The sequence below is a fragment of the Neisseria sp. HMSC15G01 genome (assembly GCF_001808255.1).
Lineage (GTDB): Bacteria > Pseudomonadota > Gammaproteobacteria > Burkholderiales > Neisseriaceae > Neisseria > Neisseria subflava_A.
Genome location: NZ_KV792697.1, coordinates 150,172 through 169,775, shown reverse-complemented (window position 1 = coordinate 169,775; position 19,604 = coordinate 150,172). Strand labels below are relative to the sequence as shown.

Here is a 19,604-nt window from a genome sequence, read left to right as displayed (position 1 = left end):
GCTAGAATGGAACTCTTTGTCCTTGTTTATCTTTAAGATGCCATTGACCTGCCGGTGTACAACCGCCTCCACTACCGCCGACAGCATAATGATCACAATTTGGATCAAGCCGTTTCCCTTGAGAATATGAGCCATTTGACAAACCGTCCCCATTAAAGGAACTGCATGCGCCGATAAAAGCTACGCAAAACAGGATTAAAAATTTCTTCAACATTCACATCACCTTTTTTATAAAAGTCACACCCTAAAATTGCAGCCTAGATAAAGTTCCCACACTATCGATTATGAGCCACACTATGTGAGCAAAAAAACAATCCTTCCTTGCTCACGGTTGTATTATCCAAAATTTCCGCTGCCATTACTCAAAAAAACTACAGCTAGAAACTTGAAATACACACCCAACAGGATTAAAAATATCAAAATAGTTATCAAACTAATTTTATAAACATGTGACAAATTTTTTGCAACTTTGTTTCTTATGGTTTTGCTTCTTTATAAAGCGCTCGTTCTCATAGTATGAAAATTACCCAATACCTTTTCTGCGTTTAAAAAAGGCCGTCTGAAAACCAAATTTCAGACGGCCTTTACTGTGCAGCCTTATTCCGCTACATCAATGCACAAATATTTCAATTCTAAATACTCGTCCGCACCATATTTGCTGCCTTCACGTCCCAAACCGCTGCGTTTCACGCCGCCAAACGGTGCCACTTCATTACTGATTAAGCCCGTATTGATGCCGACCATGCCGTATTCCAAGGCTTCGCCGACGCGCCACGGACGGGCGGTATCGGAGGTAAAAAGGTAAGCTGCCAAACCGTATTCCGTATCGTTGGCGGCCGCGATGACTTCGGCTTCGGTTTCAAAGCGGAACACTGGACACAACGGCCCGAAGGTTTCTTCGCGCGCCACCGCCATTTGCGCCGTAACGCCGCTTAAGACGGTCGGCTCGAAAAACGTTCCGCCCAATGCGCTGCGTTTACCGCCGGTCAGGCAGACCGCGCCTTTGGAGAGCGCGTCGGCGATGTGCTGCTCAACTTTCTCTACCGCTTTTTCCTCAATCAGCGGCCCTTGGTTGACGCCATCTTCCAAGCCGTTGCCCAATTTGAGCGTCGCCACTTTTTCGCTTAATTTGCGGCAAAATTCGTCGTAAATGCCGGATTGAGCGTAAACGCGGTTGGTGCAGACGCAGGTCTGGCCGCTGTTGCGGAACTTGCTGGCGAGCGCGCCTTCGACGGCTTTGTCCAAATCGGCATCGTCAAACACGATAAACGGCGCGTTGCCTCCCAGTTCCAAACTGAGTTTTTTAATATCTGCCGCGCTGTCGGCAAAAATTTTCGCACCGACTTCGGTTGAGCCGGTAAAGCTGATTTTGCGCACGGTCGGGTTAGTAGCAAATTCATGGCTGATTTCTGAAGCGCTACCACTGACAATAGGCAACAAATCCTGCGGCACACCCGCTTCGTAGGCCAGTACAGCCAACGCATACGCACTCAAAGGCGTGAGTGATGCTGGTTTGACTATCATCGCGCAACCCACCGCCAAAGCAGGCGCAGCCTTGCGTGCAATCATCGCAGATGGGAAGTTCCACGGCGTAATCGCAGCGGTAACACCGACAGGCTGTTTCAATACAACCAGTTTTTGCGATGCTTTCACACTTGTCAGCACATCGCCGTCAATCCGCCGCGCCTCTTCCGCAAACCAGCGCACAAACGAAGCCGCATAATCAATTTCACCACGCGCCTCAGTCAGGCTTTTGCCCTGCTCCATCGTCATGATACGCGCCAGTTCTTCTTTGTTTTCTTTAATTAAAAAATACCAACGCCACAACACATCGGCCCGTTCCAACGCGGTTTTTGCCGCCCATAATTTTTGTGCCGTCTCTGCCTTTTGAATCAAAAGCTTCAGGCCGTCTGAACCAGTCTTACGGACAAATGCCAAAGCCTCACCTGTTGCAGGGTTATCAACTCTAATGGCATTTGGAATCGGAGAAAAGGAAATATCGGGATGATTGAGCAAACGGGCAAAATCTTTCATGAGAAACGACCTTTCTAAAACCGAGGATATACGTTCATTATCATATTCATACCATCAAAGTGCAACTAAATCAAAAAATAAACCAACATCAAAGGCCGTCTGAATATCTTACAGACGGCCTTTGCTTTAACGACATCATATCTATCTTAAATAACGAATGAAATACGATGATTAATACCCTACCTCAAAAGGATAAGACACATGTATTACAACAATTTGCTATAATACAAAACTCATTTCAACCCTCATCCAAAATTCCATTTTCAGACGGCCTTTGTCTGTTTATAAGGCCGTCTGAAATGTTTTCCGTCCATCCTCTTCTGCCGAGCCATGATTCCATCTGATTTCATTGACGAGCTTTTATCCAAAGTCGATATTGTCGATATTATCGACGAGCAGGTTCCGCTGAAGAAAGGCGGGGCAAACTATATGGCCTGCTGTCCGTTTCACAAGGAAAAAACGCCGTCGTTTTCGGTCAGCCCGACCAAGCAATTTTACCATTGCTTCAGTTGCGGGGCTCATGGTTCGGCGATTGGTTTTGTGATGGAACATCAGGGGCTGTCGTTTCCGGAGGCGGTGCAGTTTTTGGCTGATCGCGTCGGTATGACGGTGCCTAAAGTTCGCGGGCAGGAAGACAATCCCGAAATCCGTGCCGAACGTAAGAAAAAACAACAGACTTTGGAAGAAACGACGGCAGCGGCAGCGGATTTTTACGCACAACAGTTGAAATTCAATCCGGCGGCAAAGGCTTATTTGGATAAGCGCGGCTTGAGTGCGGAAGTCATCGCGCATTATGGCTTAGGCTATGCGCCTGACGGTTGGCAACCTTTGGCGCAAGTGTTCCAACCCTATCCGAATACTGCGTTGGTGGATACGGGCATGGTCGTTGATAACGAAGGCAAACATTACGACCGCTTTCGCCATCGTGTTATGTTCCCTATCCGTAATCCTCGCGGTCAGGTAATTGGCTTTGGCGGCCGCGTATTGGACGACTCCAAACCCAAATACCTGAACTCGCCCGATACTCCTTTGTTTGACAAAGGGAAAAACCTTTACGGACTATATGAAGGGCGTGCTGCCATAAAAGAGGCAGGACGGATTTTGGTGGTCGAAGGCTACATGGACGTGGTCGCATTGGCGCAGTTCGGCGTCGGCTACGGCGTAGCGGCTTTGGGTACGGCAACCACGGCGGAACACGTCAAAATCCTGATGCGTCAGGCCGACAGTATTTATTTTTGTTTTGATGGCGACAGTGCGGGACGTAAAGCGGCTTGGCGCGCGCTGGAAAATGCGTTACCACAATTAAAAGACGATAAATCGCTGCATTTTCTGTTCCTACCCGAAGAACATGATCCAGACAGCTACATCCGCGCCTACGGCAAGACTCAATTTGAAGATGCCTTGTTAAACCAAAGCAAGCCCCTATCGGAATACTTTTGGGAACATCTTTCAGACGGCCTTAACCTCAATACACAAGAAGGCAAAGCAGAGTTGGTCAAAACCAGTTCTCCGCTTTTGGCTCAGATTACCGCGCCGGCATTGGGCTATCTTCTAAAACAAAAACTCAGCGAGCTGGTAGGCATTGACCCGGACAACCTCGCCCAGTTACTCGGACAAGAAGCGCCAAAGCGGCACGTCAAACAAAAAAGTTACAAACTGCCGCCTATTTCTGTCAAACAGCCAACCATGCTGACGCTGGTTCAAAGACAGATACGCAGCCTCTTGATAAATCCGGCTTGGGCTTCATATATAGACCTACCCGATTATCTGGCTTTAAGCGGCGACTTTGCCTGCCTTGCCAATTTAGCCGAAACCATCAAGCATCACGATACGACTCCTGCAACCGCACAAGTGCTTGAATATATGCGCGGTTCGCCCTATGAGGAAACCGTCAATCAAATCTTTTTATCGACCCTTCATTCTGAAGAAATGGAAGGGGATAACGAAGAAGATTGCGAAAGTTTCCAAATTGGCATGAAAAAGTTGTTAAATGAATTAAAATACAGTCAAATCGAAACTTTAAAGCAAAAAAGGTATTCAAACTGGTTTGACCGAAAATGAAAAAAGACTTTTGCTGTCGCTTTTGACGGCAAAGCAAAACTAACCCCTCAGGCCGTCTGAACAATCTAAACACACGCTGCGAAGCATGACACGCAGAACACTCCATCCGTAATATTTTCAGACAGCCTCAGAGTATTAAAGTGAAATCTGATTTCACAACAAAAAGCTCTGCTCCGCCTTCAGGTACGGCCACATCACCGTAAACCGTCGGCATCCTATCAACCTAGAGAGCAATCCATGTCTAAAAACCAAAACTACGAAGAATACCAAGACCAAGATGACAACCGTCCCTTGAGTATCGAAGAGCAGCGCGCCCGTCTGCGTCAACTCATTATTATGGGTAAAGAACGCGGCTACATCACTTATTCCGAAATTAACGATGCCCTGCCCGACGATATGTCCGACGCCGAGCAAATCGACAACATCGTCAGCATGATTTCCGGCTTGGGCATCCAAGTAACCGAGCAAGCCCCCGATGCTGAAGACATCCTCTTGAGCGACAACGCCGCCGCCATGACCGACGACGATGCCGTTGAAGAAGCCGAAGCAGCACTCTCCAGCGCAGATTCAGAATTCGGCCGCACAACCGACCCTGTGCGTATGTATATGCGTGAAATGGGTCAAGTCGATCTGTTGACGCGTGAAGACGAAATCATCATTGCCAAAAAAATCGAAAATGCACTGAAAAACATGGTGCAGGCAATCTCCGCCTGCCCAGGCTCAATTGCCGAAATTCTGGCGTTGATCGAGCAAGTCCGCAACGACGAAATCCGTGTGGATGAGGTGGTTGAAGCCATCATCGACCCTAATGAAGTCTTGTTGAACGAATTGGGCTTAGGTCATTTGGAAAATGCCAAGCCTGATGATGTAGAAGACGAAGCCGATAGCGACGATGAAGATGCCGACGAGGAAGATGAAGACGATTCAGGTAGCGACTCTGAAGCCATATCCGCCGCCCATTTGGCCGAACTGAAGCAAAAAGTTTTGGAACATTTCGCCTTTATCGAGAGCGAATACGGCAAAATGATCAAGCAGTTGGAAAAACACGGCAGTCAGCACGCCAACTACCTGAAACACCGCGATGCCATTGCCAACAAACTGTTGGAAGTCCGTTTCGCCACACGTCAAATCGAAAACCTGAGCAGCAACCTGCGCAGCCGCGTTGAAAACATCCGCAAACTCGAACGCGAAATCCGCGACATCTGTATCGACCGTGTCCGCATGGATCGCGACTACTTCATCAAAAACTTCCTTCCCGCCATTACCGATTTGGAATGGGTAGAAGAAGAAGTAGCCAAAGGCCGTGTATGGGCAAACGCGTTAGATCGTTTCCGCCACGCCATCCTCGAAAAACAAACCGAGCTGGCAAATATGGAAACTGAAACCCGCATTTCCATCGAAGAGTTGAAAGAAATCAACAAAAACATGGTGTTGAGCGAGAAAGAAACCTCAGCCGCCAAACAGGAAATGATTCAGGCCAACTTGCGTTTGGTTATTTCCATTGCCAAAAAATACACCAACCGCGGCTTGCAGTTTCTTGATTTGATTCAAGAAGGCAATATCGGTCTGATGAAAGCGGTAGACAAATTCGAATACCGCCGCGGCTACAAGTTCTCGACTTACGCCACATGGTGGATCCGTCAAGCGATTACGCGTTCCATCGCCGACCAAGCGCGTACCATCCGTATTCCGGTTCACATGATTGAAACCATCAACAAAATGAACCGTATCTCGCGCCAATACCTGCAAGAAACCGGTGAAGAGCCTGATTCCGCCAAACTTGCCGAGCTGATGGAAATGCCGGAAGACAAAATCCGCAAAATCATGAAAATCGCCAAAGAGCCGATTTCCATGGAAACGCCGATTGGCGATGACGATGATTCGCACTTGGGCGACTTCATCGAGGATGCCAACAACGTTGCACCGGCAGAAGCTGCGATGTACACCAGCCTGCACGAAGTAACCAAAGAAATCCTCGAAAGCCTGACGCCGCGTGAAGCCAAAGTTTTGCGTATGCGTTTCGGTATCGATATGAATACCGACCACACTTTGGAAGAAGTCGGCAAACAATTTGACGTAACCCGAGAACGTATCCGTCAAATCGAAGCCAAAGCCCTGCGCAAGCTGCGCCACCCGACCCGCAGCGACCGCCTCCGCAGCTTCCTCGACAGCGAAGAAAACAAATCATAAAAGCAAACCGCAGGTTGAAAGACCTGCGGTTTTTTATTGGAATACAAAAAGGCCGTCTGAAAACCAAATCCCAAAAGATTTAATCGTTTCAGACGGCCTTAAATTTATTTTGATAACTTATTCAGCCTCTGTAGTTTTCTTTTTCGGACGACGGCAGCGACGTTTGGGTTTGCCATCAGTTGATCCACTTTGTTTCTGACGTTTGTGATCATTGGCCGCAGTCATTTGCTGGCGTGTTTCCTCATCGGCATGTTGGAAAGTTGTCCACCAAGAAGCCATCTCTTTATCAACCTCGCCAACCTCGCTACGCAAAATCAGGAAATCATAAGCGGCTCGGAAACGTGTTTGCGATAGCAGGCGATATGGGCGTGCGCCGCGCATATTGTCAAATTGCGGCTGAAATTGCCAGACTTCACGCATGGTTGCAGAAAATCGTTGCGGTACACCCCAACCCTTCTCTACCGTATCTCGCATGGTGTTCATCGCATCCATCAATGCAGGGACAGGTTTTTGTCCATGGCTCAGATTTCGTTGCCACATAGCATTTAGTGTCGGCCACAATACCGCCGCCAATACGAAACCGACAGAAACGGACTTATCCGCACGGATACGCTCATCGGTATTTTTCAAGGCCAACATAATCATACGTTTATCGGCCGCTTCGGCAGTTTTCAAGGCATCTAAAAGCGGATGGATGCCTTCGGGAATGCCCAACTCGTTTAGCCGTTTCAAACAGGCACGGGAATAACCGGAAAACAAGATTTTCAGAATTTCATCAAAAAGACGGGCCACCGGCTCATTTTTCAGACGGCCTGCATATTCTGCAATCGGCAAAGCCGTTTGCTCTTCCACTTCAAAGCCCAACTTGCCAGACAAACGGACGGCGCGAAGAATACGGACAGGATCTTCCTGATAGCGTTCGGCAGGATCGCCTATCATCACCAATTTTTTATCGGCAACATCAGCCACGCCCTGATGAAAGTCCCAAATCTCCTCTTTAATCGGGTCGTAATACAGTGCATTACAAGTAAAGTCGCGACGCATGGCATCTTCTTCAATGCTGCCGTAAGTATTGTCCTTCATAATACGGCCTTGCGCATTTTGCTGAACCTTATCGCCACCGCGGAACGTCGTCACTTCAATGGTTTCAGGGCCGATCATCACATGAACGATTTGGAAGCGGCGGCCGATAATGCGGCTGCGGCGGAATACTTTGCGGATTTGCTCCGGCGTGGCATCGGTTGCGATATCAAAGTCTTTGGGCTCGACCCCGAGTAACAAATCCCGAACGGCCCCACCTACAACATAAGCCTGAAAACCGGCTTCATGCAGGCGTTTAGCAATTTTCTCAGCGGCAAAGCTCAACATATCCGCATGGATACCATGTTGCTCAAGTGAGATAATTTCCTTTTCGGGCAACGACTTGACGTGTTTTTTAGGCAACACTTTATGCAGCCATTTTTTTAACATAAGCAGCTCTTTTCACAATAAAAAAGGCCGTCTGAAACTTGTCCGGCTTAAGCCTTTGCACAATATCCTGCCGTAGAAAGAACAAAACATTGAGCAAAGGCTTCAGACAGCCTAAAAAAGACGTGCCATTATACCTTATGGAAGTTCGATTAATTAGCGTATTGACAAAAAATATCGGCTATAATGACGGTCTGACAACGATTCAGGCAAGACATCATGTACCACTACAAATCCGAAGCTACCCAATTCCTCGACAAACTCATGGAAGACAATCCCGAAATGGAAGCGCAACGCCTCGAAAACCGCCATTTGCTGTGGGATGTTACCCTCAATCCGGCCGAACAGGCTGAATTTGAAGCGGCCAAAGTCAACAAAAAACCTTACACCTATTATCAAGACTAACCCATATCGGTATGACGACCAACACCCACAATACCGATCCGGCGTTACAGCAGTACCTCAACAGCATCGGTCAATCTGAACATCCCGTTTTGACCGCATTGCGCGAGCGCACCCAATCACATCGTCTGGGAAAGATGGCCATCGCACAAGAGCAGGCAGCCATGTTGGTGTGGTTGGCCAAATTATTGAATGCCAAAAAATATTTGGAAGTTGGTGTCTTTACCGGTTACAGCAGCACCGCCATGGCACTTACCCTCCCCGAGGACGGCAAAATCACGGCTTGCGACATCAATGTAACCTTTACCGATATTGCCCGCGAAACATGGCAGGCAGCAGGCATAGCGCATAAAATCTCGCTTCATCTGCAACCGGCTTTGCTGACTTTGGACGATTTGATTGTGCAAGGCGAATCGGAAAGCTATGACTTGGCGCTTATCGATGCCGACAAACCGCCTACGCCGAAATATTTTGAACGCTGTTTACAACTGGTACGGAGTGGCGGCGTAATTGCCATCGACAATATCTTATTGGGCGGGCGCGTCATGAATGAAGCTGGCGAAAATGATCCACCCAGCTTGGATATCCTGCGCCATTTCAACCAAAATCTGCCGCACGATACACGCATTATTCCCATTACCCTGCCTATCGGCGACGGTTTGACACTGCTGCTAAAAAAATAAAACGACACAATCCGATGAAAACATTATCACATTCCCTGTTTCTTTTGCCGCTTACTCTATTGGCCGCATCATGCGCCGTTTCCCATCCTCCCCAACCTGCCGACAATCCCAACTTTGTCCTGCCGGATATTCCGCGCGAGCCTTTGCATGAAAAAAGTATCCCCTATCCACGCTTAGATGCACAAACCCAGATTGACCACTTAGGTATACAAATTGCCCGACTGGAACGCACGGTTGAAGAATTAAATCAACGCTTGCACACATTGGAACAACAACGAACCATCAAGCGTCCGACTACTTCGGCTTCCAACCCCAAAGCCCAGCGATTAGACGACCGCAAGCTGAAAATGAACTATTTGGCCAATGGCGGCGGCGTGCCGTCTGAAACAGACTCAGCCGCACAAAACGAACTGCGCCTTTATAATCAGGCACAAAAATACTACCAGCGCAACAACTTCTCTGCCGCAGTAGCCATTTTGAAAGAGGCAGACGGCGGCAACGGCAGCGAAATTGCCCGCCGCAATATGTACCTGCTTCTGCAAAGCCAACAACGTCTGGGCAACTGCGAATCCGTTATCGAAATCGGCAACCGCTACGCCAACCGATTCCGCAACAGCCCGCAAGCTCCCGATGCCATGTACAGCATCGGCCAATGCCAATACAAACTGCAACAAAAAGACATCGCCCGCAGCACATGGCGCAAACTGATACAAAGCTTCCCCAACAGCGAAGCGGCAAAACGCGCTTCCATCAGTCTCAAACAAAGATAAACGTTCAGACGGCCTTGTCATCCCCAAGGCCGTCTGAATATTTTTTTACCCTTAATCCATTCAAGCAAAAGGAACTCCTCATGATCCAAGTCGGCATTATTATGGGCAGCAACAGCGATTGGCCGGTGATGCAGCAGGCAGCACAATTTCTCAAAGAATTCGGCGTTGAATACGAAGCGCGTGTCGTCTCTGCACACCGTACGCCTGATTTGATGTTTGAATACGCCGAAACCGCACGCGAACGCGGCATCAAAGCCATCATTGCCGGCGCAGGCGGCGCAGCGCATTTGCCAGGCATGGTTGCAGCCAAAACCACGGTGCCCGTCTTGGGTGTTCCCGTGCCCAGCAAATATCTGCGCGGCGAAGACTCCCTGCTTTCGATTGTACAAATGCCCAAAGGCGTTCCTGTTGCCACATTTGCCATTGGCGAAGCAGGCGCGGCCAATGCAGCGCTGTTTGCTATTTCACTTTTGGCCAATGAAAATCCTGAATTGGCTGAAAAATTGGCGGCTTTCCGTGCCAAACAAGAACAAACCGTTCTAGCCATGGAATTGCCTGAAGCATAAGGAACAAAGGCCGTCTGAAAGTTGTAAAGAGAAACTTTGATTTTGTTTTACGATTGTTCAGACGGCCTTTTTTCTTTTATCAAATTGAATTAATGCCATGAAAATCCTAGCATTCGTCCTACTCTCCACCCTGCTTTGTTCCTGTCAAAGCCCAAGCACTCCTACTCAATTAACTGCTATTCCATCTCAGCAACAAACCCAAGATACAACCGGCAACCTGATTATCTTCTATGATGCCCAAACTGGTTCTGCGCCATTGCTAAAAGCAGTGAAAACCTCTGGTGCAACTTTGGTTTACGAATACAAAAACCTGAACGGCATTGCTATTCGTCCGGCTTCCAAGACCAATATTGAAGATGCCATTGCCTATTTCAAAAAAGTAAACGGCGTATTGTCTGTTGAACAAGACCGACTGCTTAAACTTCAATAAACAAACTATTTTTTGACCAAATAAAAAAGGCCGTCTGAAACGCATCACTACGATTTCAGACGGCCTTTACTTTTTTCAATAAATCAAATCATGCCGCTGCCTTGTGCTTTAGGCTTGGCTTGACCGAATTCCAATTTGCTCAGTGCAGACAGATAAGCCTTGGCAGTCGCCACCAACACATCGGTATCTGCGCCTTGACCGTTAACCACACGATCGCCACGCTGCAGGCGGACTGAAGTTTCGCCTTGGCTTTCTGTACCTTGCGTCACCGCATTGACAGAGTAAATCTGCAAGGTTGCGCCACTTTGAGCCACGCTTTCAATGGCTTTGAAGATGGCATCAACAGGGCCTGAGCCGCTAGCGGTAGCGTGTTTTTCTTCTCCGCGAATACTGAACACGATATTGGCACGAGGTTCTTCGCCGGTTTCGGTGCTGATTTTTTGGGAAATGAATTTATAGCTTTCGGTATTCATATTGCCCATTTCGTCAGACACCAAAGCGTGCAGGTCTTCATCAAAGATTTCGCGTTTCTTATCCGCCAGCTCTTTGAAGCGTGCAAATGCCGCATTCAACGCCTCTTCGCTTTCCAACTCAATACCCAAATCTGCCAGCTTGCTGCGGAATGCGCTGCGGCCAGAGAGTTTGCCCAAAGTCAAGCGGTTGGTTGACCAGCCGACTGATTCGGCAGTCATGATTTCATAGGTTTCAGGGTGTTTCAACACGCCGTCTTGGTGGATGCCTGATTCGTGCGCAAAGGCGTTTGCGCCGACTACTGCTTTGTTTGGCTGAATCGGATAGCCGGTGATAGTAGATACCAGTTTGGATACCGGCACGATTTGCGTGGTATCGATGCCGGTTTCCAAGCCGAACAAATCATGACGCACTTTCAACGCCATCACGATTTCTTCAAGGCTGGCATTGCCCGCGCGTTCGCCCAAGCCGTTGATGGTACATTCCACCTGACGCACACCTGCCTGAACAGCAGCCAATGAGTTAGCAACCGCCATACCCAAGTCATTATGGCAGTGGGTCGACCAAACTACTTTGTCGCCATTGGGAACGCTTTTGATGATGTTGCTGATACGCTCGTACCATACGGAAGGGATGGAGTAGCCGACAGTATCAGGAATATTGATAGTAGTCGCCCCCGCTTCAATAACCGCCGTAAAGATTTTGGCAAGGAAGTCCAAATCCGAACGTACTGCGTCTTCAGCAGAAAATTCCACATCGTCAGTGTATTCTTTAGCAATTTTTACCGCTTTGACCGCCGCATCGATGACCTGCTGCGGCTTCATTTTCAGTTTGTGCTCCATGTGGATCGGGCTGGTGGCGATAAAAGTGTGAATACGTTTATTCGGAGCAGGGGAAACAGCTTCGCCTGCTTTGCGCACATCGTTTTCAACGGCACGCGCCAATGAGCAAACTGTAGATTTAGTAATGATTTTGGCAATCGCATTAACCGATTCAAAATCGCCCGGACTGGCTGCTGCAAAACCTGCCTCAATCACATCAACACCCATCTTTTCCAACTGGCGGGCAATACGGATTTTCTCCTCTTTGGTCATGGATGCACCGGGCGACTGCTCGCCGTCGCGCATGGTGGTATCGAAAATGATAACGCGGTTGGTTTGTGTCATTTCTGTTCTCTCCAGAGATTCGTTTTTTTGTAAAAAAGCATTCAAATCAAGCGGTCTGCCTTGCACTTCCGCCAAAGCGGTCAGTTTTTGCAACTGAGCCAAAGGCAGGGAACCGCGTGTACGCCATTTATAGATAGCCGCCGTCGTTGCAGCATTTTCCGGGTCGTGCTGTTTCAGGGCTTCGGCCAGCGCGTTTACGCCACCAAAATAGGCAACCAAACGGTCAATGTCTAATTGCATGATGTTCCTTGTCCAAATCTGATTAAGATTATTGTGTTCTAGTTTTGCATTATACTCATTTTAGACAAAACGACAATCTATTTTTATCAAAATATTAGTATAAATTTTAAAATCTGAGAAAATTTTATACATTTTGTCTAATTCAGACTATTAAAAGCTCCTCTCAAACCGAACACATCCTAAATATAGTAAACTAATCCCCTATTTCTCCGATTTGAAACACATTATGCCCCACACCATCCCTACCGACCGTTCCGACATCGAATGGCGCAACGAAAGCACACAAAAGCCGCCTAAGCAGGCGGTTTACATCCAAGAAGCAGCCACAGCAGAAATTTTAAAAAATGCCCACGCGCAAACTGCAACTGTTTGGACTGGCGATTTTCATAATGCCAAGCAAGTCTTAGCCGCAATGAAAAAGCGTATCCGCAGGCCGTCTGAAAAAAAGAAAGGCGCACCTGCCGATATTCAGACGGCCTTCCACGCCCACCGTATGAAACAAGCTCAGCAAAGTCGTTTGCTCAATATGCTTGCCGTTGAAATTCAACCGAATTTTCAACTGGGCAATGCACGCGCACCCAACATCTACTCTGCCCTGTGCGATGTTTACGACACACCAAACGACAAGCCGTTTCTTTTGCCGCTGAATCAATTACTGGGCTTTATCGGTGCACACGAATGGCACAAAAAAGGCATAGATATCCCTCAACTAGACGGAAAAATCCATGTTCCTTTCGGCGTATTCTCTCCACTGCGCGGCGAGTATTTGGATTTAATCACACAAGCCCCACTCGCTCCCAATATTCAGACGGCCTTTGACATCGGCACCGGTTCAGGCGTTATTGCCGCAATTTTGGCCAAACGAGGCATACCCGACATCATTGCCACAGACACCAACCCCAAAGCAATTGCCTGCGCCATAGCAAACCTCGAACGCCTAGGCTTGGATAAAGCCGTCAATATCCAATTGATTGATTTATTTCCCAAAAGTTGCGCCGACCTTATCGTCTGCAATCCGCCTTGGCTGCCGGCAAAACCGACCTCCGCTATTGAGACTGCACTTTACGACCCAAATAATGCCATGTTGACAGCCTTCATTAACGGCGTACGTCATCACTTAAATCCAAACGGCGAAGCTTGGCTGATTATTTCAGATTTGGCAGAACACTTGCATTTGCGTGATAAAGACTTTCTAAACCAATGCTTTCAGACGGCCTCACTCAATGTAGTCGATATTTTGAAAACCAAACCGCAACACAAAAAAGCAATAGATGAATCCGATCCTTTGGCGTTTGCCAGAAACAAGGAAACTACTTATCTATACTGTCTGAAAGCGATATAAAATCAAGGCCGTCTGAACATTCAGACGGCCTTTAAGCATTTCCACAAAAGAAAACGGCATATCGTAAAGATATGCCGTTGATGGGAGCAGGGACTGCTATATTTGGCAGTGGTTTGTGTTTTAGTCCTCTTGCGCCGCTGTTTGCAGGTAGTTTGGCAAACCAACTTTACCAATTAATTCCTGCTGAGTTTCAAGCCAGTCGATGTGTTCTTCGTTGATGTCTTTTTGTTTTTCCAACAAATCACGGCTGACGTAGTCTTGTTGCTCTTCTGCAAGAGCGATGGCTGCAACCAGAGCATCATGTTTTTCATACTCTTTTTTCAGATCGCAGGCAATGATTTCTTCGGTAGATTCACCGATCAACAGTTTACCCAATTCTTGCAGATTAGGCAGGCCTTCCAAGAACAAAATACGCTCGATCAAATCGTCTGCGGATTTCATTTCGCGGATGGATTGTTTGAAGAAGTGTTCGCCCAATTCTTCAAAACCCCAGTTTTTCAAAATGCGGGCATGCAGGAAGTATTGGTTAATGGTAATCAGCAACAAACCTAAGTTTTTGTTCAGCTCGCGAATAACTAAGCGATCGCCTTTCATATTCAGCTCCTTATATGTTATAGGCTAGATTACAGTTGGCTTTGGTAGTAGTTGCCTTCGCCGACCAATTCGATCAGACGCAGTTGTTGTTCCAACCAGTGAGCGTGATCTTCTTCAGTGTCTTTCAGTTGGGCAACCATCAAATCGCGGGTAACGTAGTCTTGAGCTTCTTCGCACAATTTGATGCCTTTTTTCAACGCATCGCGTACTTCGTATTCAGTATTCAAGTCTGCTTTCAGACAAGAGACTACGTCAGTACCGATGTTCAGTTCGGCACGGGTCATTTTAGGCGTACCGCCCAACATCAGGATACGACGGATGAAGTCTTCGGCGTGAGTGGTTTCTTCTTCCATCTCGTGGTTCAAACGTTCGAACAGTTTGGTGTAACCCCATTCAGAGTACAGGCGAGAGTGGATAAAATATTGGTCGCGAGCAGCCAACTCACCAGACAATAATTCGTTCATGTAATCAATAACTGCTTGGTTGCCTTGCATAATTCTTTCTCTTTCTTTTAAAAGTTGATAATCACGAATGAAGATTCGTATGTTGTTATGGAATGAGGTAATTGTATGCACAAGTAGCACTTTTGACAAATTTTCTATTTAAAATACAAACAATTATCAAAAAATTTAACCTGCCTAAAAGGCCGTCTGAAAAATTAATCCCCTGTTTTTAATAACAATTTTTTGACATTAATATTAAGAATCCATTGCATTATTCAAAAACATTTACATTCGTTAACCATAAATAAAAGCAAATAATCCAACAAAATCAATCAAATTTAATTATGAATTATTCTCAACTGCTTTTACCTGATTTTTTTGAATCTCCCATTCCGTCATCACTTGCGAATCGTGCTATAATCGCCAGTTATCTTTTTTTTAAGCAACCAGCTAAACCTTATAAATTATCATGAAACAAATCCGCAATATTGCCATCATCGCCCACGTCGACCATGGCAAAACCACATTAGTTGACCAATTGCTGCGCCAGTCCGGTACATTCCGTTCCAACCAGCAAGTCGAAGAACGCGTCATGGACAGCAACGATCTTGAAAAAGAACGCGGCATTACCATTCTCGCTAAAAATACCGCCATCGAATACGAAGGCTACCACATCAACATCGTAGATACCCCGGGACACGCCGATTTTGGTGGCGAAGTGGAACGTGTATTGGGCATGGTTGACTGCGTCGTACTGTTGGTTGACGCACAAGAAGGCCCTATGCCGCAAACCCGTTTCGTGACCAAAAAAGCCTTGGCTTTGGGTCTGAAACCTATCGTTGTTATCAACAAAATCGACAAACCGTCTGCCCGTCCAAGCTGGGTTATCGACCAAACATTCGAATTGTTCGACAACCTGGGCGCAACCGACGAACAATTGGACTTCCCTATCGTCTATGCTTCCGGCCTGTCCGGCTTTGCCAAACTGGATGAGAACGACGAGAGCAGCGATATGCGTCCTCTGTTCGAGACCATTTTGAAACACACGCCTGCACCAAGCGGCAGCGCGGACGAAACGCTGCAACTCCAAATTTCCCAACTGGACTACGACAACTATACCGGCCGCCTCGGTATCGGCCGCATCCTGAACGGCCGCATCAAACCCGGCCAAGTTGTTGCCGTGATGAATCATGAAGAACAAGTTGCCCAAGGCCGCATCAACCAGCTGTTGGGCTTCCAAGGCTTGGAACGCGTACCTTTGGAAGAAGCTGAAGCCGGCGATATCGTGATTATTTCCGGTATCGAAGACATCGGTATCGGCGTAACCATTACCGACAAAGACAATCCTAAAGGCTTGCCTATGTTGAGCGTGGACGAGCCTACCTTGACCATGGACTTTATGGTCAATACTTCTCCTTTGGCCGGTACTGAAGGCAAATTCGTGACTTCCCGCCAAATCCGCGACCGCCTGCAAAAAGAATTGCTGACCAACGTTGCCCTGCGTGTTGAAGATACTGCCGACGCTGATGTATTCCGCGTTTCCGGCCGTGGCGAATTGCACCTGACCATTTTGTTGGAAAACATGCGCCGTGAAGGCTTTGAATTGGCAGTCGGTAAACCGCGCGTGGTATTCCGTGAAATCAACGGTCAAAAATGCGAGCCTTACGAAAACCTGACCGTGGACGTACCTGATGACAACCAAGGTGCCGTTATGGAAGAGCTTGGCCGTCGCCGTGGCGAATTGACCAATATGGAAAGCGACGGTAATGGCCGTACCCGTCTGGAATACCACATTCCTGCACGCGGTCTGATCGGTTTCCAAGGCGAATTCCTGACTTTGACCCGCGGCACCGGCTTGATGAGCCACGTTTTTGACGACTATGCTCCGGTTAAACCTGATATGCCCGGCCGTCACAACGGCGTACTGGTTTCTCAAGAGCAAGGTGAAGCCGTTGCTTACGCCCTGTGGAACTTGGAAGACCGCGGCCGTATGTTCGTTTCTCCAAACGACAAAGTCTACGAAGGTATGATTATCGGTATTCACAGTCGCGACAACGACTTGGTGGTAAACCCTCTGAAAGGTAAAAAACTGACCAACGTCCGCGCCAGCGGTACAGATGAAGCCGTGCGCCTGACTACGCCGATCAAATTGACTTTGGAAGGCGCAGTTGAGTTCATCGACGATGACGAACTGGTTGAAATTACGCCACAATCCATCCGCCTGCGTAAACGCTACCTGAGCGAATTGGAACGTCGCCGTCATTTCAAAAAACTGGACTAATTCTGTTTGATTGATACGTTTTAAAATTAAGGCCGTCTGAAAAGTGTTTTAGAAATCCTAGATTTCATTTTCACACTTTCAGACGGCCTTTTATCATCTGTTCAAATAAAGTAAATCGGTATTTCTTCCGCTTGTACTGCCGCTTCATCAGCGCGATCATTTTTTCGATATTGCCCCGGCGATATCCCATATTGCTTTTTAAATGCCTTGCCAAAATGCGTTTCCGATTGAAAACCCACCGAGAGCGCAACCGATAAAACCGAATCCGCCGTCTGTTTCAACAATAATGCCCCCTGCTGTAAGCGGATACTGTTTACAAAGGCATGCGGGCTTGTTCCCGTCTGCTGCTTAAATACCCGCATCAACTGGGCGCGAGATAAGTTGGCCATCGCGGTCATTTTCTCGATATTCCATTCCTCTTCCGGCTTATCCACTACTGCCTGAAGCAGATTCCGCAGGCGTTTATCCTGCCAACCATTCAGCAAACCGCTTAATTGCGCTTCCCCATTTTTCTCTAGGCTGGCTCGAAGTAGAAATACCAACAACACCGAAGCCAATGCGTTCACAACCGCTACCGAACCTGACAAAGCTTGACCGCTCTCATATTGCAATAACGCCACCAAATACTGCAAAGAAGGATGGTTGATATTCAGTAAAACCGTATCAGGCAGCCCCGCCATAATATCCGCCTGCGCTTCATATTCAAACCGTGCACAGAAAAGATGCAAAGCCGCATCGCCTCCTGCATGACTTTGCTTGACTTTAAATGCGCCTTTTTCACTCGTCAGCACATTAACACCAAGATTTTCACAACTGCTATCGCTGCTCAAAGTATGCCCTACACTACGCGGGAAAAAAATGACATCCCCCGCACTCAGCAGCCTTGCCTCTTGCTCCCCATCAATTCGGATATAACCCGAACCGGCAGTTACGATATGCACCAAACCATGCGCACGCTTGGGCTCATGCCGCACATACCACTTCCCCCGAAAAAGACATTGAACATCCACGCTGCCTTTTACCTGCGCCAATTCGACCAGCCTATCCAAAATATCCATAGTGTTTTTTACCAATAAATGAGATGTTTTGACGATTTTATTCTTCCAATTATTGCAATAATACACACACTAAACACAAACGGATAGGATTTTTTATCTTATCCACTCACATTAAGAAAGGACATATCATGTTTAAAGACTGGCCTGAACATACCGCCTTGGTAAAAAAAGCATTCGGTGAACTGGGTAAAAACCATCCTAAAATGCTGCAAGCCTACGGCGCACTGGATCAAGCAGCCGCTGCCGAAGCACTGGATGCCAAAACACGCGAACTGATCGCCATCGCCGTTGCCATTACCACACGTTGCGAAAGCTGTATCAGCGTGCATGCTGCCGCTGCAGCTAAAGCAGGTGCAACCGAAAGCGAAATCGCCGGCGCATTGGCCACCGCTATCGCTCTGAATGCAGGTGCCGCTTATACCTACGCTTTGCGCGCTTTGGAAGCAGTAGAAACCCAACGCTAATCGGTTTGTAAAATCAGGCCGTCTGAAAGCCAACTCCCCTTTCAGACGGCCTGATGAAATGCTAAACTGATAAAGTTATCATATTGTTTTCTGTCTAATAGGAGATTGAACCATGAAGAAACTGCTGACCGCCGTACTTTTTGCCGCCGCTGTTGCCACTCCTTTGGCCGCTTCCGCTGCCTCTATGCCTAAAATTGAAAAAATTGCGGCACAACCTGCAAAAGCAAAAGGCGTTTGGATTGATGTCCGCTCTGCCGAAGAATTTAAAGAAGGCCATTTGCAAGGTGCGCTCAATATTCCGCATGACCAAATCGTTGACCGCATCAAATCCGTCAGCCCGGATAAAAACGCACCGGTCAACCTCTACTGCCGCAGTGGCCGCCGTGCAGAAGCCGCGCTGACTGAGCTGAAAAAAGCGGGCTACACCAACGTAACCAACCATGGCGGTTATGAAGACTTGGTGAAAAAAGGTTTGAAATAAATCTGGTTGATTTTAAAAAGGCCGTCTGATACTTTTCAGACGGCCTTTATTGACATCACAGACAGCAACTTCCAAATCTCAAACGTTTGCTGAGACCTGTTTCATGAATCAATTGTTTGATAACCAAAATATTGGTGTTATCGGCCAACGCGCGAATGCTATGCGCTTCCATTGGCTCAAGACGGATAACTTGCAAGCCTTCGGTTTGCAAAACTTCGTCCACCGTTTTGATTTCGGCTTTGCCGTTTAAAACCAAAAGCAAAATAATCGCATCCGCCTCATATGCCGGAATTTCATTATTCTTCTGCAGTGAAAGCTGAACAATCTCCTGATTGCCGTCTGAAGCAATCACGCCGCCCAATAAAGCTTTGGGGTCTAACTCATAATGTTTCATTATTATCCTTTCCGCCCAAACGTTGCCGATTCATGGACAATCGCTCAAGCAAACCAGTACAATACGG

17 protein-coding genes and 1 pseudogene are annotated in these 19,604 nt (G+C 47.5%); 11 read left to right on the top strand and 7 right to left on the bottom strand.

Annotated elements, in window-relative coordinates:
* Positions 1-597: 597 nt before the first annotated feature.
* Positions 598-2,034 carry an NAD-dependent succinate-semialdehyde dehydrogenase gene (locus tag HMPREF3139_RS09850; RefSeq protein WP_070461842.1) on the bottom strand — a complete coding sequence of 479 codons (1,437 nt, stop codon included), beginning with the start codon at positions 2,032-2,034 and terminating at the stop codon, positions 598-600.
* 330 nt (positions 2,035-2,364) lie between these two features.
* On the opposite strand from HMPREF3139_RS09850, the pseudogene dnaG reads away from it, so the two are divergent.
* Positions 2,365-4,138, top strand: a pseudogene (gene dnaG / locus HMPREF3139_RS09845) (DNA primase).
* Positions 4,139-4,332: 194 nt separating this feature from the next.
* On the top strand, positions 4,333-6,285 hold the full coding sequence (rpoD, locus tag HMPREF3139_RS09840; RefSeq protein WP_070461840.1) for an RNA polymerase sigma factor RpoD: 1,953 nt from the start codon (positions 4,333-4,335) through the stop codon (positions 6,283-6,285).
* Between the two features lie 117 nt (positions 6,286-6,402).
* Here rpoD and HMPREF3139_RS09835 read toward each other — a convergent pair whose 3' ends face one another.
* Positions 6,403-7,755, bottom strand: a complete 1,353-nt coding sequence (locus HMPREF3139_RS09835) for a polynucleotide adenylyltransferase PcnB (protein ID WP_070461838.1) — start codon at positions 7,753-7,755, stop codon at positions 6,403-6,405.
* 216 nt (positions 7,756-7,971) lie between these two features.
* On the opposite strand from HMPREF3139_RS09835, the gene HMPREF3139_RS09830 reads away from it, so the two are divergent.
* From HMPREF3139_RS09830 to HMPREF3139_RS09810, 5 genes are all read left to right on the top strand, one after another.
* On the top strand, positions 7,972-8,157 hold the full coding sequence (locus HMPREF3139_RS09830; RefSeq protein ID WP_070461836.1) for a DUF3460 family protein: 186 nt from the start codon (positions 7,972-7,974) through the stop codon (positions 8,155-8,157).
* 11 nt (positions 8,158-8,168) lie between these two features.
* A complete protein-coding gene (locus tag HMPREF3139_RS09825; RefSeq protein ID WP_070461834.1) occupies positions 8,169-8,837 on the top strand; it encodes a class I SAM-dependent methyltransferase in 669 nt (222 codons plus the stop codon).
* Between the two features lie 14 nt (positions 8,838-8,851).
* The gene (locus HMPREF3139_RS09820; protein WP_070461832.1) at positions 8,852-9,607 is read left to right on the top strand and encodes a tetratricopeptide repeat protein; all 756 of its coding nucleotides are present in this window, start codon (positions 8,852-8,854) and stop codon (positions 9,605-9,607) included.
* 80 nt (positions 9,608-9,687) lie between these two features.
* Positions 9,688-10,173 (top strand): 5-(carboxyamino)imidazole ribonucleotide mutase, encoded by a 486-nt coding sequence (purE, locus tag HMPREF3139_RS09815; protein ID WP_003686478.1) that lies wholly within the window; start codon positions 9,688-9,690, stop codon positions 10,171-10,173.
* A gap of 97 nt (positions 10,174-10,270) precedes the next feature.
* On the top strand, positions 10,271-10,603 hold the full coding sequence (locus HMPREF3139_RS09810; protein WP_070461830.1) for a hypothetical protein: 333 nt from the start codon (positions 10,271-10,273) through the stop codon (positions 10,601-10,603).
* Positions 10,604-10,686: 83 nt separating this feature from the next.
* On the opposite strand, the gene HMPREF3139_RS09805 is transcribed toward HMPREF3139_RS09810, so the two are convergent.
* The gene (locus HMPREF3139_RS09805; protein ID WP_070461828.1) at positions 10,687-12,480 is read right to left on the bottom strand and encodes a 2-isopropylmalate synthase; all 1,794 of its coding nucleotides are present in this window, start codon (positions 12,478-12,480) and stop codon (positions 10,687-10,689) included.
* Between the two features lie 226 nt (positions 12,481-12,706).
* Between HMPREF3139_RS09805 and HMPREF3139_RS09800 the strand changes: the two genes are divergently transcribed.
* Positions 12,707-13,822, top strand: coding sequence for a methyltransferase (locus HMPREF3139_RS09800; protein ID WP_070461826.1), 1,116 nt, complete (start codon positions 12,707-12,709; stop codon positions 13,820-13,822).
* 120 nt (positions 13,823-13,942) lie between these two features.
* Here the strand turns inward: HMPREF3139_RS09800 and bfr (HMPREF3139_RS09795) are convergent, their stop codons facing one another.
* The gene (bfr, locus tag HMPREF3139_RS09795; RefSeq protein WP_003680736.1) at positions 13,943-14,416 is read right to left on the bottom strand and encodes a bacterioferritin; all 474 of its coding nucleotides are present in this window, start codon (positions 14,414-14,416) and stop codon (positions 13,943-13,945) included.
* A gap of 29 nt (positions 14,417-14,445) precedes the next feature.
* Positions 14,446-14,910, bottom strand: a complete 465-nt coding sequence (gene bfr, locus HMPREF3139_RS09790) for a bacterioferritin (RefSeq protein ID WP_070461824.1) — start codon at positions 14,908-14,910, stop codon at positions 14,446-14,448.
* 418 nt (positions 14,911-15,328) lie between these two features.
* On the opposite strand from bfr (HMPREF3139_RS09790), the gene typA reads away from it, so the two are divergent.
* Positions 15,329-17,140 carry a translational GTPase TypA gene (gene typA / locus HMPREF3139_RS09785; RefSeq protein WP_070461822.1) on the top strand — a complete coding sequence of 604 codons (1,812 nt, stop codon included), beginning with the start codon at positions 15,329-15,331 and terminating at the stop codon, positions 17,138-17,140.
* 101 nt (positions 17,141-17,241) lie between these two features.
* Here typA and HMPREF3139_RS09780 read toward each other — a convergent pair whose 3' ends face one another.
* A complete protein-coding gene (locus HMPREF3139_RS09780) occupies positions 17,242-18,198 on the bottom strand; it encodes an AraC family transcriptional regulator (RefSeq protein ID WP_070461820.1) in 957 nt (318 codons plus the stop codon).
* A gap of 128 nt (positions 18,199-18,326) precedes the next feature.
* Here HMPREF3139_RS09780 and HMPREF3139_RS09775 point away from each other — a divergent pair, with 128 nt between their 5' ends.
* Together HMPREF3139_RS09775 and HMPREF3139_RS09770 are read left to right on the top strand one after the other, a co-directional pair.
* Positions 18,327-18,662 carry a carboxymuconolactone decarboxylase family protein gene (locus HMPREF3139_RS09775; RefSeq protein ID WP_003686488.1) on the top strand — a complete coding sequence of 112 codons (336 nt, stop codon included), beginning with the start codon at positions 18,327-18,329 and terminating at the stop codon, positions 18,660-18,662.
* Positions 18,663-18,774: 112 nt separating this feature from the next.
* Positions 18,775-19,143, top strand: coding sequence for a rhodanese-like domain-containing protein (locus tag HMPREF3139_RS09770; RefSeq protein ID WP_070461818.1), 369 nt, complete (start codon positions 18,775-18,777; stop codon positions 19,141-19,143).
* Positions 19,144-19,198: 55 nt separating this feature from the next.
* Here HMPREF3139_RS09770 and HMPREF3139_RS09765 read toward each other — a convergent pair whose 3' ends face one another.
* The gene (locus HMPREF3139_RS09765) at positions 19,199-19,537 is read right to left on the bottom strand and encodes a cupin domain-containing protein (protein WP_004520298.1); all 339 of its coding nucleotides are present in this window, start codon (positions 19,535-19,537) and stop codon (positions 19,199-19,201) included.
* Positions 19,538-19,604: the final 67 nt, after the last annotated feature.

Bases quoted from the DNA above. Each gene is read 5' to 3' on its own strand.
- HMPREF3139_RS09850 (WP_070461842.1), bottom strand. From the start codon at position 2,034: ATGAAAGATTTTGCCCGTTTGCTCAATCATCCCGATATTTCCTTTTCT.
- rpoD (WP_070461840.1), top strand. From the start codon at position 4,333: ATGTCTAAAAACCAAAACTACGAAGAATACCAAGACCAAGATGACAAC.
- HMPREF3139_RS09835 (WP_070461838.1), bottom strand. From the start codon at position 7,755: ATGTTAAAAAAATGGCTGCATAAAGTGTTGCCTAAAAAACACGTCAAG.
- HMPREF3139_RS09830 (WP_070461836.1), top strand. From the start codon at position 7,972: ATGTACCACTACAAATCCGAAGCTACCCAATTCCTCGACAAACTCATG.
- HMPREF3139_RS09825 (WP_070461834.1), top strand. From the start codon at position 8,169: ATGACGACCAACACCCACAATACCGATCCGGCGTTACAGCAGTACCTC.
- HMPREF3139_RS09820 (WP_070461832.1), top strand. From the start codon at position 8,852: ATGAAAACATTATCACATTCCCTGTTTCTTTTGCCGCTTACTCTATTG.
- purE (WP_003686478.1), top strand. From the start codon at position 9,688: ATGATCCAAGTCGGCATTATTATGGGCAGCAACAGCGATTGGCCGGTG.
- HMPREF3139_RS09810 (WP_070461830.1), top strand. From the start codon at position 10,271: ATGAAAATCCTAGCATTCGTCCTACTCTCCACCCTGCTTTGTTCCTGT.
- HMPREF3139_RS09805 (WP_070461828.1), bottom strand. From the start codon at position 12,480: ATGCAATTAGACATTGACCGTTTGGTTGCCTATTTTGGTGGCGTAAAC.
- HMPREF3139_RS09800 (WP_070461826.1), top strand. From the start codon at position 12,707: ATGCCCCACACCATCCCTACCGACCGTTCCGACATCGAATGGCGCAAC.
- bfr (WP_003680736.1), bottom strand. From the start codon at position 14,416: ATGAAAGGCGATCGCTTAGTTATTCGCGAGCTGAACAAAAACTTAGGT.
- bfr (WP_070461824.1), bottom strand. From the start codon at position 14,910: ATGCAAGGCAACCAAGCAGTTATTGATTACATGAACGAATTATTGTCT.
- typA (WP_070461822.1), top strand. From the start codon at position 15,329: ATGAAACAAATCCGCAATATTGCCATCATCGCCCACGTCGACCATGGC.
- HMPREF3139_RS09780 (WP_070461820.1), bottom strand. From the start codon at position 18,198: ATGGATATTTTGGATAGGCTGGTCGAATTGGCGCAGGTAAAAGGCAGC.
- HMPREF3139_RS09775 (WP_003686488.1), top strand. From the start codon at position 18,327: ATGTTTAAAGACTGGCCTGAACATACCGCCTTGGTAAAAAAAGCATTC.
- HMPREF3139_RS09770 (WP_070461818.1), top strand. From the start codon at position 18,775: ATGAAGAAACTGCTGACCGCCGTACTTTTTGCCGCCGCTGTTGCCACT.
- HMPREF3139_RS09765 (WP_004520298.1), bottom strand. From the start codon at position 19,537: ATGAAACATTATGAGTTAGACCCCAAAGCTTTATTGGGCGGCGTGATT.